General features: G+C 32.2%; 14 protein-coding genes. 2 read left to right on the top strand and 12 right to left on the bottom strand.

From position 1 onward, the window contains the following. Nucleotide 1 precedes the first annotated feature (1 nt). The 11 genes from JAO71_RS04710 to mraZ form a co-directional block, all read right to left on the bottom strand. Nucleotides 2-694 carry a cell division protein FtsQ/DivIB gene (locus JAO71_RS04710; protein ID WP_236011169.1) on the bottom strand — a complete coding sequence of 231 codons (693 nt, stop codon included), beginning with the start codon at nucleotides 692-694 and terminating at the stop codon, nucleotides 2-4. A 16-nt stretch (nucleotides 695-710) separates the two neighbouring features. After that, entirely contained in the window at nucleotides 711-2,063 is a 1,353-nt protein-coding gene (gene murC / locus JAO71_RS04705) for a UDP-N-acetylmuramate--L-alanine ligase (protein WP_202999245.1), read from the bottom strand. Then, on the bottom strand, nucleotides 2,063-3,169 hold the full coding sequence (gene murG / locus JAO71_RS04700; protein WP_202999243.1) for an undecaprenyldiphospho-muramoylpentapeptide beta-N-acetylglucosaminyltransferase: 1,107 nt from the start codon (nucleotides 3,167-3,169) through the stop codon (nucleotides 2,063-2,065). Before murG ends, murC begins: the two co-directional genes overlap by 1 nt. Before the next feature lie 4 nt (nucleotides 3,170-3,173). Next, nucleotides 3,174-4,382 carry an FtsW/RodA/SpoVE family cell cycle protein gene (locus JAO71_RS04695; RefSeq protein ID WP_202999241.1) on the bottom strand — a complete coding sequence of 403 codons (1,209 nt, stop codon included), beginning with the start codon at nucleotides 4,380-4,382 and terminating at the stop codon, nucleotides 3,174-3,176. A 25-nt stretch (nucleotides 4,383-4,407) separates the two neighbouring features. Continuing rightward, the gene (gene murD, locus JAO71_RS04690; RefSeq protein ID WP_202999239.1) at nucleotides 4,408-5,739 is read right to left on the bottom strand and encodes a UDP-N-acetylmuramoyl-L-alanine--D-glutamate ligase; all 1,332 of its coding nucleotides are present in this window, start codon (nucleotides 5,737-5,739) and stop codon (nucleotides 4,408-4,410) included. A 1-nt stretch (nucleotide 5,740) separates the two neighbouring features. After that, nucleotides 5,741-6,973 (bottom strand): phospho-N-acetylmuramoyl-pentapeptide-transferase, encoded by a 1,233-nt coding sequence (mraY, locus tag JAO71_RS04685; protein WP_054851981.1) that lies wholly within the window; start codon nucleotides 6,971-6,973, stop codon nucleotides 5,741-5,743. A gap of 51 nt (nucleotides 6,974-7,024) precedes the next feature. Beyond that, complete coding sequence (locus JAO71_RS04680) at nucleotides 7,025-8,488, bottom strand: UDP-N-acetylmuramoyl-L-alanyl-D-glutamate--2,6-diaminopimelate ligase (protein WP_202999237.1); 1,464 nt, start codon at nucleotides 8,486-8,488, stop codon at nucleotides 7,025-7,027. Beyond that, nucleotides 8,485-10,437 carry a penicillin-binding protein gene (locus JAO71_RS04675; RefSeq protein WP_202999513.1) on the bottom strand — a complete coding sequence of 651 codons (1,953 nt, stop codon included), beginning with the start codon at nucleotides 10,435-10,437 and terminating at the stop codon, nucleotides 8,485-8,487. Before JAO71_RS04675 ends, JAO71_RS04680 begins: the two co-directional genes overlap by 4 nt. Before the next feature lie 63 nt (nucleotides 10,438-10,500). After that, the gene (locus tag JAO71_RS04670) at nucleotides 10,501-10,818 is read right to left on the bottom strand and encodes an FtsL-like putative cell division protein (RefSeq protein WP_028289094.1); all 318 of its coding nucleotides are present in this window, start codon (nucleotides 10,816-10,818) and stop codon (nucleotides 10,501-10,503) included. Then, complete coding sequence (gene rsmH / locus JAO71_RS04665; RefSeq protein ID WP_116824059.1) at nucleotides 10,818-11,720, bottom strand: 16S rRNA (cytosine(1402)-N(4))-methyltransferase RsmH; 903 nt, start codon at nucleotides 11,718-11,720, stop codon at nucleotides 10,818-10,820. The genes JAO71_RS04670 and rsmH overlap by 1 nt, the downstream gene beginning before the upstream one ends. Beyond that, complete coding sequence (mraZ, locus tag JAO71_RS04660) at nucleotides 11,704-12,174, bottom strand: division/cell wall cluster transcriptional repressor MraZ (RefSeq protein ID WP_116824544.1); 471 nt, start codon at nucleotides 12,172-12,174, stop codon at nucleotides 11,704-11,706. Before mraZ ends, rsmH begins: the two co-directional genes overlap by 17 nt. Before the next feature lie 283 nt (nucleotides 12,175-12,457). On the opposite strand from mraZ, the gene JAO71_RS04655 reads away from it, so the two are divergent. Both JAO71_RS04655 and yihA read left to right on the top strand, forming a co-directional pair. After that, nucleotides 12,458-13,222, top strand: a complete 765-nt coding sequence (locus tag JAO71_RS04655; RefSeq protein ID WP_202999235.1) for an alpha/beta fold hydrolase — start codon at nucleotides 12,458-12,460, stop codon at nucleotides 13,220-13,222. A gap of 74 nt (nucleotides 13,223-13,296) precedes the next feature. Further along, nucleotides 13,297-13,902 carry a ribosome biogenesis GTP-binding protein YihA/YsxC gene (gene yihA, locus JAO71_RS04650; RefSeq protein WP_028289098.1) on the top strand — a complete coding sequence of 202 codons (606 nt, stop codon included), beginning with the start codon at nucleotides 13,297-13,299 and terminating at the stop codon, nucleotides 13,900-13,902. A gap of 271 nt (nucleotides 13,903-14,173) precedes the next feature. On the opposite strand, the gene JAO71_RS04645 is transcribed toward yihA, so the two are convergent. Beyond that, nucleotides 14,174-15,268, bottom strand: a complete 1,095-nt coding sequence (locus tag JAO71_RS04645) for an ABC transporter permease (protein WP_116824057.1) — start codon at nucleotides 15,266-15,268, stop codon at nucleotides 14,174-14,176.

Here is a 15,268-nt window from a genome sequence, read left to right as displayed (position 1 = left end):
CTTATGCTTTTGTACAAACAACTTGATTACCAAATTGTAAGTTTACTTTACTGTAATTTTTTAAGGTTTTATCTTTTGTAGCCTTAATATAAAACGCTTTTAGATTGTTAACTTTTTTATCTAACTGATCTAAACTGCCTAATTGGACTACAAAATTACACTGTCTTAACTTAAGATCTATAGTATTATTCTTGTTTTGTTGAATTTGTACAACATGTTTTTTTAAAAATTCGTCTTCTTGAATTTTTGATGCTACTATATAAATCTTGTTTAACTCTTTTTTATTAATAAATCCAGTGACAATTGGGACACGCTCTGTGTAGTTTTTTGATAATGGCATATAACCACCATTGTTATCTACATAGTAAGTCGCATCTGTCACTACTCTAGCAATTGGCGTTTTTTGTTTAACCTTTGCTATTAAATTACCAGTTACAGTTACATAAACATCTGCATACTGGACCATTGGGTTTTGGTTAAGTGTTGTTTCTAGGATGTTCAAATCTAAAATTTCTTTAGATGTGTTACTGACCTCTTGTTGATTTTGTATTAACAACTTACTAACATCTTCATGCGTGATAAACAGGTTTTTATTACCTATAAATTCAACTTGAGGTTTAGACACCACTCTTTTTGCATTTCTAACTGAAGAAAACGCATACAAAAACACTACTAAAATTAGTAGGACACTCATTTTTATATAGTTCCAGTTAATCTTCATTTATTAATGCTTGTTTTATTTTTGAAACTTCTGCTCCAATATCTCCTGCTCCAATTGTTAAAACAATTTTAGCGTCACTTTGTTTTATATTTTTAATTAATGTGTCCTTAGACACTAATTGTTTGTTGTTATTATCTATTAGACTCAATAACCATTCCGATGTTACGCCTTTAATAGGCAACTCTCTTGCTGGATAAATATCCAATAAAATAACTTGATCAAATTGCGCTAAGCTTTTAGCAAAATCTTGAGCAAAATCTTGAGTTCTAGAAAACAAATGTGGCTGAAAAACAGCTACAACTTTATCGTTTGGATACATTTCTCTAACAGCTTGATGGACTGCGTTAATCTCTTCTGGATGATGTGCATAGTCATCTATAAATACCAAATCATCTGTTTTAATTTGATAAGTAAACCTACGTTTTACACCTTTATAACTTGCTAATGCTTGGATTAGTTTATCATGAGGTATTCCGTACTCCATTGACATTGCTAAAGCCACTAAAGCATTTGATAGGTTATGTCTACCTGGTAAGTTAAACTGAAATTGTTTAAACAAACCTTTTGGTGTCTTTACGTCAAAAACATAGGTTCCGTTTTTGATGGTTATATTTTGAGCTGAATAATCTGCATCATCCTCAATACCATAGGTGATACCATCTAAAGGCAATCCATTTTTAACGAATAGCTTTCCGTTAGGCTTTAATTTTTTTGAAAAATCTTCAAAAGTTTTTATTAATTCTGAAGCATCACCATAAATATCTAAATGATCTGCATCCATGGATGTTATACAAGCTAAATCTGGACTTAGCGTTAAAAACGAACGATCAAATTCATCTGCTTCAACAACACTAACCTCGTTTCCATTAAGGATAAGATTAGAATTATAATTCTCGCTAATACCACCTAAAAAGGCAGTTAAAGACACATCACAAGCATTTAATAAATGTCCTAAAATACTTGTCGTTGTTGTTTTACCATGAGTACCAGCTACAGCTAAACAGTAAGTGTTTTGTGTTATAACACCTAAAATTTCTGATCGTTTTAAAACTTTAAATCCATTGTCCTTAAAATACACTAATTGACTGTGTGTTTTAGGCACAGCTGGTGTGTAAACGACCAACGTAGTTTCTGAATCTAAATAATTAACCTGGACATTAGCAATTTCATCTTCAAAAACCACCTCTATACCTATATCTTGTAAGCTATTAGTAATTTCTGTTTGAGTTTTATCATAACCAGAAACCTGCTTATTACTTGCTTTAAAATAGCGAGCAATTGCAGACATACCAATACCTCCAATACCAATAAAATAGATGTTATGTATTTTAGATAAATTCATTATTTATTTAGCAATTTTTCAACCTCATCAACAATATGATTGGTTGCATTTACTAAGGCTAATTTTTTTATGTTATTACTTAATTCTTCTTGCTTTTCTTTGGAAGCAACTAGTTGTCCAAATTTATTTTTAAAATCAACTTTTAAATCTTCTTGAGCTATTAAAACTGCTGCATTTTGTTTAACAATAGCTGTAGCATTTTTAGTTTGATGGTCTTCTGCAACATAAGGAGAAGGCACAAAAACAACTGGTTTACCTACAATACAAAGCTCGCTAACCGAACTTGCTCCTGCTCTAGAAATAATAAAATCTGCTGCTGCATAAGCATAATCCATTTTATTAATAAATTGATGCACTTGTACATGCTTAGTATTACCATACAACTTATATGTTTGGTAATACAGTTTACCACATTGCCAAATAATTTGCAGATTTAAAGTTTGCAGATAATCTAGTTCACGCTCTAACAATTCATTGATTGCTTTTGCTCCTAAACTTCCGCCTAACACTAAAAGTGTTTGTTTACCTTCTACTAAATTAAAATGTTTGATAGCCTCTGCTCTTTTTGAGGTTATATCCAACAAATCTTGACGTACAGGATTACCTGTTTTAATTATTTTTTGTTTAGGAAAAAAACGTTCTAAACCACTATATGCAACACAAACTTTTTCTACTTTTTTAGCTAACAATTTATTAGTGATTCCAGGATAAGAGTTTTGCTCTTGTATTAAACAAGGAATACCTTTTAAAGCTGCCACTTGTAATAATGGTCCACTAGCAAATCCACCAGTACCAATAGCGACATCAGGCTTGAACTGTTTTATTATTTTTCTGGCATCCCATAAACTACTGATTAACTTAAACGGAAACATCATGTTTTTTAATGTCAACTTACGTTCAATACCAGTAATCCACAGACCTTTTATGTCAAAACCTGCTTGTGGTACTTTTTCCATTTCCATTCTATCTTTTGCTCCTACAAACAAAAACTCAGATTCTGGAAAACGCGACTTAAGCTCGTTAGCAATAGCAATAGCAGGATAGATGTGACCACCAGTACCTCCACCAGATAAAATAATTTTATATGTTTTATTATTATTTTTCACTTTATTAATCTTCTAATGCTTCAGATAAAACCTCTAACGGATTTTCTGCATCAGATTTTTTTTCTTTTAATTTAATTTCTTCTCTTTTAGCACTTACGCTAAGTATAACTCCAATTGCCAAACAAGTCATCCAAATACTGGTTCCTCCACTACTAATTAATGGTAGGGTTTGACCTGTAACAGGAAACAACTCTACAGCAACTGCCATATTAATCATGGCTTGAAAAATGATTGGCAACCCTACACCAAGTACTAATAGTTTACCAAAAACGGTATCTGCTTTTTGTGCAACTATTATTATTCTAAACAACAACCACATGTACAAAATGATTAAAGCTAATCCACCAATCAACCCATATTCTTCAACAATAATTGCAAAAATAAAATCTGACGACGATTGAGGTAAAAAGTTTTTTTGAATACTTTTTCCTGACCCAACTCCAACAACACCACCTGATGCTATGGCTATTTTAGCTCTTTCGATTTGATAATCTCCTTTAGAATCTTCATCATTAAAAAAGTTATCAATTCTACTCATCCAAGTATCTACACGATTTGGCATAACTTCTGGAAAGGCTTTAGCTACTAAAACAAATAATGTCAAGCCAACTAAACCAGCAAATCCCATAGCTAACAAATAACGTATTGGATAACCACCCAAAAACAACAACGCACAAGCCATAACAAAAATAATTGCTGTTGTTGAAAAGTTAGACGGAAGGATTAGTGCTAATATGATAAATACCGGAATCCATAACGGTAAAATAGACTCTTTAAACGTGGTACTTTTATCTTTTATTTTTGATAAATATCTTGCGATGTATACCATTAAAACTACTGCTGCTAAAGTAGACGTTTGAAAAGACATATTTACAAACGGAATTCTTATCCAACGACTAGCATTTGCACCTCCAATAGTTGTGCCTTGTAAAATAGTTAGAATTAGCAAAACAAATACAACAGGCATCATAACCATTGATAAACCACGAAAATATCTGTAAGGTATTTTATGGACTCCATACATTATAGAAAAACCTAAAAACAAATGCATAAAATGCTTTACAAAATAGGCAAAGGTACTTCCGTCTCCACCAATGTAAGCCAAATTACTGGCTGCACTATATACTGGTAAAAACGAAAATATTGCTAATAAAGCTGAAATTGCCCATATTAGTTTATCTCCTTTAATGTTATTTATTATTGTGTTTTGCATGTAATATTAATACGCTCTATAAATATTATAAACTTCTAACTGCCTCCTTAAATTGACGACCTCTGTCTTCGTAATTTTCAAATAAATCAAAACTTGCACAAGCAGGAGATAATAATACGTTATCACCAGCTTCGGCAATTTTGTATGCTATTTTTACAGCTTCGCTCATAAACTGTGTTTCAACAATAACGTCAACCATATTACCAAAATTCTCTATTAGTTTTTGGTTATCTACACCTAAACAAATGATGGCTTTTACTTTTTCGTTAATAAAAGGATACAACTCTTTATAGTCATTACCTTTATCAACACCACCAACAATCCAGACTGTTGGAGCAGACACGCTATCTAAAGCAAAATATGTAGCATTTACATTTGTTGCTTTAGAGTCGTTTATATACTGTACTTTATTAATTTTTAACACGTTTTCTAAACGATGCTCCACACCCTGAAAGTTTTCTAAACTTTCACGTATGGTTTGTTTTCTTATTTTAAGTAAATGTGAAACTGTCGATGCAGCCATAGCATTTTTTATATTATGTTTACCTTCTAGAGCTATATTTTTTGTCGGCATAATTATTTGATTATTATCTATTGTTATTATTATTTTGTCCTTATCCAAGTACGCACCATTTTCTATTTTTTTTGTAATTGAAAACGGTAATACTGTGGCTTGAATGGCATTATTGTTTATGTAATTTGCAATCACTTCATCATCTGCATCATAAATCAAAACATCCTCTTTGGTTTGGTTTTGAGTTATTCTAAATTTTGAAGCTATGTAATTTTCAAACTCATAATCGTATCGATCTAAATGATCTGGTACAATATTGGTAATTATTGCAATTTTAGGTTTAAACTTAAAACAACCATCTAATTGAAAACTACTAACCTCTAGAACATAATTATTATAATTATGCTCTAAAACTTGTTTAGCAAAACTATCACCAATGTTACCAGCCAAACCTACATCCAACTCTTGTTTTAATAAGTGATGTGTTAACATTGCAGTTGTTGTTTTACCATTACTACCTGTAATAGCAACAATGGTTGCGTTGGTAAATTGATTTGCAAATTCAATTTCAGAAATGACAGGCACACCTTTATTTAAAAGCAACTTTACTATAGCTACTTTATCCGGAATTCCTGGACTTTTCATAACAACATCTGCAGCTAATAGTTTAGCTTCAGTATGTTGCTCTTCTTCCCATTCAATTTTATTATATATAAGAACTTCTTTATATTTTTCTTTTATTTTTCCTTTATCCGAAACAAAAACCTGAAACCCTTTTGCTTGTCCTAAAAGCGCAGTTCCTACTCCACTTTCTCCTGCTCCAAGAATCACCAATTGTTTCATCTTATCTTAATTTTAGAGTTACAATTGTTAGTATTGCTAGAAAAATTCCAACAATCCAAAATCGGGTTACAATTTTACTTTCGTGATGTCCTTTTTTCTGATAATGATGATGTAAAGGCGACATCAAAAAAATACGTCTACCTTCACCATATTTCTTTTTAGTGAATTTAAAATAGCTAACCTGAAGTATCACAGATAATGATTCAGCAAAGAAAATTCCACATAAAACTGGGATCAATAATTCTTTTCTAACAGCAATAGCAATTACTGCAATCACACCTCCAATAGTTAAACTACCTGTATCACCCATAAATACTTGGGCTGGATAAGTATTGTACCATAAAAACCCAATTAATGCACCTACAAAAGCTGCAATAAAAACCACCATTTCACCCAAATTTGGTATAAACATGACGTTTAAATAGTCCGAGAACACAATGTTACCAGAGACAAAAGCAAAAATGGCTAGCACAAAAACTATAATAGCAGAACTACCTGCTGCTAAACCATCAATACCATCTGTTAGGTTGGCTCCATTAGAGACTGCTGTTACAATAAAAATTACGATTGGAATAAATATTAACCATGCGTATTTTGCGTAATCATCACCTAACCATGTTACTAAGTCTGAGTAATCAAACTCATTATCCTTAACAAAAGGAATTGTTGTTTTTAGTGACTGTTCTGCTGTATTAAATTCTCTTGGTGAGTTTTGTGTAATTAATTCAGTTTCATAAATAGGGTTTACTTTTTCTGTTTTAATCGTAATTCCTGGATGAAAATACATTACAGCTCCAACAAATAAACCAAGCCCAACTTGACCTAAAACTTTAAACTTTCCGCTTAAGCCTTCTTTATTCTTTTTAAATACTTTAATATAATCATCAGTAAAACCAACTGCTCCCATCCACAACATGGTAACAATTAATAACACAACATAAATATTATCTAATTTAGCAAATAACAATACTGGTAACAAAGTGGCTATAATTATAATAATTCCACCCATGGTTGGTGTACCAGCTTTTTCTAACTGACCATCCAAACCTAAATCTCTAACAGACTCTCCAACTTGCTTTTTTTGTAAAGCCAGGATTATTTTTTTACCAAATATTGTAGAAAACAACAACGATACTATAATTGCCAAAGCTGCTCTAAATGTGATAAACTGAAACACACTAGCACCAGGGAATTGGTAGTTATTTTCTAAAAATTCGAATAAATAATATAGCATTCTAATAATCTTTGTTTTTTATAGATTTTATACTTTCGTAGAAACCCTTTTTTATTTTTGTAATTGTTTTAAAAACTCTTTTACAATTTTAAAATCATCAAAATCCGAACGCTCACCTTTTACCTCTTGGTACGTCTCATGACCTTTACCTGCAATTAAAATAATATCATTAGGGTTAGCTAATTGACATGCAGTTTTAATAGCCTGTTTACGATCTACTATGGATAATGTTTTTTTAAAATTTTGAGGCTCGACACCTTTTTCTATATCTTCAATAATAGTCTCTGGCACTTCGCTTCTAGGATTATCACTTGTAAACACAACTTTTGTACTTAAAGCTGAAGCAATATGCCCCATTTTTGGACGTTTAGTTTTATCTCTATCTCCACCACAACCAACAACTGTAATAACCTCTTCGTTTTTGGTTCTGATATCATTAATAGTTTCTAAAACATTTTGCAAAGCATCAGGCGTATGCGCATAATCGACTATAGCAGTAATTTTTTGATCAGATATCATAAATTGGAAACGACCACTAACACTTTCCAACTCGCTAATTAAACGTAATGTTTCTTGCTTTTCAAGACCTAACAATTCTGCTGTAGCAAAAATCGCTAGTATGTTATACGCATTAAACGTACCGATTAGACGTACCCAAACCTCATTATCATTAAGCTTTAACAATAAGCCATTAAACTGATTTTCTAAAATTTGCGCCTTATAATCCGCGTAACTCTTTAACGCATAAGTATATGTATTTGCTTTTGTGTTCTGAAGCATAACGCTTCCGTTTTTATCATCACCATTAGTTAATGCAAATGCAGTTTTAGGTAATTGATCAAAAAAACGTTTTTTGACATCACGATATTCAGCAAAAGTATCGTGATAATCTAAATGATCATGAGATAAATTGGTGAAAATTCCACCTTCAAATTTTAATCCAAGTGTTCTGTTTTGATGTATTCCATGAGAACTAACTTCCATGAAACAAAACTCAACACCTTCCTCACTCATTGTCTTTAAATACTTATTTATAGTTAAAGAGTCTGGAGTAGTATGTGTTGCTGGATACGCAGTATTATCTACCATTATTTTAACAGTTGATAATAATCCTACTTTGTAACCTGCTTTTTTAAATAATTGATATAATAATGAGGCTATTGTAGTTTTACCATTAGTACCAGTAACACCTACAAGTTTTAAATTTTCTGAAGGATTGCCATAATAATTAGCAGCCATAACAGCTAAAGCCTTACTAGAATCGTCAACTTTAATGTAAGTCACATCACCTTTAATAGTATCAGGAAACTCCTGACATACAACAGCTATTGCACCTTGCTTAATAGCACCTTCAATATATTGATGACCATCGGTTGCACTACCTTTGATAGCCACAAACACATCATTAACCTCAACTTGACGAGAGTTAAAATGAATATTACGCACCAATACATCAGTACTACCTTTTACAGCATCTAATGTTACCTTATATAGTATGTCTTTTAATATACTCACGAAGCTTCTAAAACTATAGTTTGATTATTTTTTAATTTAGTGTTTTTATTAACCGACTGACTTTTAACCAGACCAACACCATTACATTTTACGGTTACATTTACATTCATATTTTCTAACAAAGCCAACGCATCCATAACTGGTAAACCTGTAACATCAGGCATTATAGTTTTGTAAGTATTTGCAGTTTTATAATACCCTTCATATTCTTTTTCAACCTTTGGATCTGCTACGTCTAATGTCGCAACTCGATCAATCAAAGGTGTATCAGTAAATATTTTTTGTGCTACTTTTTTAAACACTGGACCAGAAACGTCTGCTCCATAAAATCCTTTTTTTATACTTGGCTTATGTATGACAACAATACAAGAATACTTAGGTTTGTCAGAAGGGAAATATCCTGCAAACGATGAAATATACCTTGGTTTTCTAGCCCAATCATCCATCCAATACTCTACACGTGCTGTTCCTGTTTTACCACTCATTGAAAAATAATCTGAGTATAAGGATTTACCAGTACCTTTAGTCACTACATTTTCCAACATTTGCTTTGCTGCATTTAAAGTTGCATCAGAACATATTTTTGGATTAATTATTGTTTTTTCAAAAACCTCTATAGGCTTATCTAAGTCTTTGACCTCTCTTATAAACCTAGGCTTAACCATAACACCATTGTTTGCAACAGCGTTATAAAATGTCAAGGTTTGCAAAGGTGTAATTCTTAAATTATAACCATAAGCTATAGATGGCAACGCATTACGACTCCATTTATCATCTCCAGGTCTTGGTATCATAGGTTCTCCTTCTCCTTTAATTGAAATACCTAGTTTTTTATCTAAATTCCAACCACTTAAAATATCTAAAAATCGGTTAGGATTTTTAGCATAAGCAGTATTAATAATTGTTGCTAAACCTATATTAGATGACACTTCCAATGTTTTAGCAACAGATATTTTACCATTACCATGAGAGTCTTTTATACCTCTTCCATAAAACACCTTATACCCATTACCTGTATCAATAACATCAGAGGTATCCACCTTTTTATCTTCTAAAGCAGCCATTAAAGCCATAAGCTTAAAGGTAGAACCTGGTTCATGAGATTCATAAACCGCATAGTTTCGTTTTTCGTAATAATGACCAGAACTTGTTTTTCCTAAATTAGAAATTGCTTTCACCTCACCTGTTTCAACTTCCATTACTACAACTGTACCATGCTCAGCTTCATATAACTCTAACTGCTCCAACAATGCATGATGAGCAATGTCTTGTATATTAACATCAATTGTGGTGTACACATCAAAACCATCCTTAGGTTCTACTTGATCGTAATCTAAAATAGGCTTCCATTGTCCTTTCCCTATTTTTTGTTTTAAACGCTTTCCGTTTTTTCCTCTTAAATAATCTACACCAAAAGCACCATCAATACCAGCTCTTGTTATATTTCCATCATCATCTGTACGCTCATACCCAATAGTACGCTGTGCAACTTCACCTAAAGGATGTTCTCTTTTTACTTTTTGCTCTACAATTAAACCGCCTTTAAAAGCACCTAATTCCAACAATGGAAAACCTCTAAATTTTAAGTAATCAGAATACCCAATATTACGCGCCAACAAATAGTATCTATTTTTGTTTGCTCTAGCTTTGCCTAATTCTTTTTTATAATAAGTTGCAGGTTTTCCAGAATATTTTGACAATGCCTGACTTAACGGAATTAAGTTAGCCTTAAAGTTTTTATCCGATGGCGTGACAGCATCAAACAAAATATCATATTTAGGAATTGAAGTTGCTAACAAACTACCATCAGAAGAGTACACATTACCTCTATTAGCAGGTATCACAACATCCTTAATAGCACGTTTATCTGCCAGAGCTCTGTACTTATCTCCATCCACCACTTGAATGGTTAACAATTTTCCAACCACAAGCAGCCCAAAGATGAACATACATCCTGCGACAAAATACAATCTGTTTAATATGTTCTTTTCGTTTACTGCCACGATTTGAACTTAGCTTTCTGGTTTAACAATTATTTTTTTTGGCGGAATTACGGAAGGCGCCAACCCTTTTTCTTTCATTTTTTTCACAACCGAAGACTCCATTTTAAGTTGCATTAACTTGGTTCTTCCATCATACAACTCGGATCGCAATTCTTTGACTTGATTATTAAGCTTTGCTATCTCATGCACTTTTTTATCCAAACTATGTGAGCTTGCTATCATAACTAAGGCTAAAGCCGAAATAAATATGATAAGCTTCCAGTTTTTAAACGAATCTTCACTAACTAAAAAAGTACCTCTTAACAGGCTATAGATGCTTTTTTTCATTAATCAAACGTTGTTGCAATTCGTAACTTTGCGCTACGCGCTCTGTTATTTATTTTTATTTCTTCTTTTGTTGGTATTATTAATCCTCCAACTTTTTTTAATGGCACTTCAAAACGACCAAACACATCTCGTTCTGGCTCACCTTCAAACAAACCATTACGTATAAAACGTTTTACCAATCTGTCTTCCAAAGAGTGATAAGAAATCAAACTTAATCGTCCCTCTGGTTTTAAAATCTCAGGTGTTTGCTGTAAAAACTCTTTTAAAGCCTCAATTTCCTGATTAACCTCAATACGAATAGCCTGATATATTTGAGCTAATATTTTATTTTCATGCTTTGGCGACAAAAACTTTTGCAACACCTTTTTAAGCTGATCACTTGTTTTTATAACTTCATCTTTACGATGCTCTACAATCAACCTAGCCATAGCAGGAGCAGCACGAAGCTCTCCATATTGTGACAAAACCTGTTTTAATTGCTCTTCATCATACTCATTAACCACATGATATGCCGACAATGCATCATTCTGATTCATTCGCATATCTAAATCTGCTTCAAAACGTGTTGAAAAACCACGCTCAGCAACATCAAATTGATGAGATGACACACCAAAGTCTGCTAAAACACCATCCACTTGTTTTACACCATGAAAACGTAAAAAACGTTTTATGTACCTAAAATTTTCATGTATTAAAGTAAACCTAGGATCGTCTATAGCATTTTCTAACGCATCTTTATCTTGATCAAAAGCATACAACTTCCCATTCTCGCCTAATCGTTTTAAAATTTCTTTACTATGTCCTCCACCTCCAAAGGTCACATCCACATAAACACCATCAGGCTTAATATTTAAACCATCAACCGTTTCGTGCAATAATACTGGATTATGATATGCTGTCATCGTCTTCGTCGTTACCCATTACCTCTTCAGCTAAATCTGCAAAATCATCTGCTGCATCATCAATAGCTTTTTCATACTTCGTTTTATCCCAAATCTCAACAATATTAACAGCAGAAGACATCACGATATCCTTTTTAATTGATGCAAAACCAACCAAATCTTTAGGTATTAACAAACGTCCGCTTGCATCGACCTCGACAATTTTAACTCCAGCAGTAAACCTTCTGATAAAATCATTATTCTTTTTTTTAAAGCGATTTAGCTTATTAATTTTTTGCATCAACACATTCCATTCTTGCATTGGATACAACTCCAAACACTCTTGAAAAACTGCTCTTTTAATAACAAAACCATTTTGCAACTCAGGAGCCAACTGTTTTTTCAGCGCAACAGGAAGCATAAGCCTGCCTTTTGCGTCTACTTTACATTCGTATGTTCCTATTAATGAGTTCACAACCAATTTTTTGTGTCAAAATTTGTAAAAGTCAAATATATTGAAAAAAACACCACTTTTTACCACAATTTACCACATTGTTAATAAGTATTGCAATTTTAACAGAAAAACGAGCTTATAAAACCCCAAAAAAACAAGCAAAAACAGCTTAAAATGAAGATGATAATTGGTGGGATTTTTGAGGAGTGCAAATAAATAAAACTATGTTGAAGATAATTGTTAAAATGTCTATTTTTTAAATGAAATACTTATATTTGCTTTTGATGCAAACTAGTAATCATTAATGAGTCGTACACTAAAAAAAGAAGGAAAATTTAACTACATAGAAGTTGGTGAAGGACAGCCAATTATAGTGCTTCATGGTTTAATGGGAGGCTTAAGTAATTTTGACGCAGTAACAACTTTTTTTAGCAACAAGGGTTATAAAGTTATTATTCCGGAACTTCCAGTATACACTATGCCCTTAATAAAAACTAATGTAAAAGCCTTTGCAAAATATCTTTTTGATTTTATTGAATTCAAAAAACTAGACAATGTTGTTTTACTAGGAAACTCATTAGGTGGACACATTGGACTTTACCACACGAAACTTCATCCAGAAAAAGTTAAAGCATTAGTTATAACAGGAAGCTCTGGGTTATACGAAAGTGCAATGGGTGGAGGCTACACAAAACGAAGTGATTACGAGGTGATTAAGAAAAAAGCACAAGAAGTGTTTTATGATCCTGAAGTTGCTACTAAAGAAATTGTTGATGAAGTTTATGAAACCGTAAACGACCGCAATAAATTAATTAAAACCTTAGCTATCGCAAAAAGTGCTATTAGACACAATATGGCTAAAGACCTACCCAACATGAATGTACCAACTTGTATTATTTGGGGTAAAAACGATGGCGTTACACCTCCTGAAGTTGCAACCGAGTTTAATACGCTTTTACCAAATTCTGATTTATTTTGGATTGACAAGTGTGGTCATGCTGCAATGATGGAGCATCCTGATACATTCAATCAAATTTTATTTGACTGGTTAAAGTCACGACAAATCTAATAGTGTAAAACTATTAAGTAATAACTTTATAAAAGACATTTCTGTTTACCACAGAAATTAAACACAGTATTGTAATGCACATTAAATCTGCCGAATTTGTTACTAGTAATTCTGACGCATCAAAATGCCCAAAAGAAAGACTACCAGAATACGCCTTTATAGGCAGAAGTAACGTCGGAAAGTCCTCACTGATTAACATGCTTACTAGCCGAAAAAGCTTAGCCAAGACATCAGGTAGACCAGGAAAAACTCAATTAATTAATCACTTTATAATTAATCAAAATTGGTTTTTGGTAGACTTACCAGGTTATGGTTATGCACGTGTATCTAAAAGCACTAAAAAGGTATTCCAAAAATTTATCACTCAGTATTTTGAGCAACGCGAACAATTAGTTACAGCTTTTGTTTTAGTTGACATCAGACATAAACCACAGCCTATTGACCAAGAATTTATGCAATATTTAGGCGAAAGTGGTATTCCGTTTTCAATTATATTTACAAAAGCAGACAAACTTAGACCAAAAGCAATTGAAAACCATGTTGAAGAATACAAAAAAATATTATTAGAAACCTGGGAAGAAATGCCCAATTATTTTATCACTTCTTCAAGTAAAGATATTGGTAAAGATGAAGTTTTAAACTACATTGATAGCCTAAACAACTCTATTGTTATTGAGTAAATTTTCATCGATCTTAATTATTATAAAACTACACTTAAGCATACTAACCTAATTGTAAATATTATGTTTCTTTCTGCTTAAACACAAAATAAGCAAAAGACAATAATAGAATTACATACTGTGCTTTATTGACTTGCTAGCTTTGGTGATATATTCATTAATCAAAAGAAACACCTACTACTTATAAAAGAATCAAAGCGTTAACGACAATCTAAACAAAATAGCAAAAGAGCTAATTACTATAAAACGGAAATACTACAACAAGTAAATACTATTGCTTAACATCTAATGCATCACGCAGTGCGTTACCTATCAACATAAAAGCCATTACCAATAACATAATACACAAACCTGGTAGTATTGCTAAATAAGGTTTACCTAAGATAATATAATTATAATGATCCTTAATCATTGCTCCCCAACTTGCCATAGGTGGTTGTGCACCAATCCCCAAAAAACTTAAACCAGACTCTATTAAAATTGCTGCTGCAAAATTAGCAGCACAAATAACAATTACTGGAGCCATTATGTTTGGTAAAATATGCTTTGTTATAATTCTAAAATCATTAAATCCTAAAGCTCTAGCTGCTGTTACATACTGCATTTGCTTTGCACTTATAATTTGACCTCTAACAACTCTAGCAACTTCAACCCACATTGTTAAACCAACAGCTATAAAAACTTGCCAAAACCCTTTACCTAAAGCCAAAGTAATAGCAATAATCAAAAGTAATGTTGGAATTGACCAAGTAACGTTTATAATCCACATTATAAAAGCATCTACTTTTCCACCATAATAACCCGCTACACTACCCATAAAAACACCAATAACTAATGAGATGAACACAGCTACAAAACCTATAAAAAAAGAAATTCTTGCTCCCACCAACAATCTACTTAACAAATCACGACCATATTTATCTGTCCCTAAATAAAAGGTCACAGGCTTTATATATTGATGCGCTGAGTTTTGCATTATAAAATCTGCTGCTATAGTTTTGGTTACCCCTTTTAAACCATCTGAAGCATACTCGGTATACGTTAATTGATTTTGATCAAAACTATAATTTGTAATAGGAATTTCTGTACTCGTATTTTTTGTTCCAAAAAAAACTTTATCTAAAAAAGATTGATTGTTTTCAATTTTAGAAGGAATAGTTAACATATCTACTGTAAACCCAGGTGATTTAGAATGAATAGAAACATGCATTTGGTTTGCATTTTGAGAAGCGTCTGGAGCAATCAAATAAGCAAAAATTGATATTAATCCGATTACAACAATAAATGACAAACTAAAAACGCCCCAAAAGTTTTTTTTAAACTTTTGAAGCGCTATTTGAGTTAATGATTTAGCTTTAGTAGTCAT

This window comes from Olleya sediminilitoris (assembly GCF_016785945.1).
GTDB classification, from domain to species: domain Bacteria; phylum Bacteroidota; class Bacteroidia; order Flavobacteriales; family Flavobacteriaceae; genus Olleya; species Olleya sediminilitoris.
The sequence above is the reverse complement of the archived record's forward strand: the minus strand, read 5'-3'. Positions and strand labels throughout refer to the sequence as shown.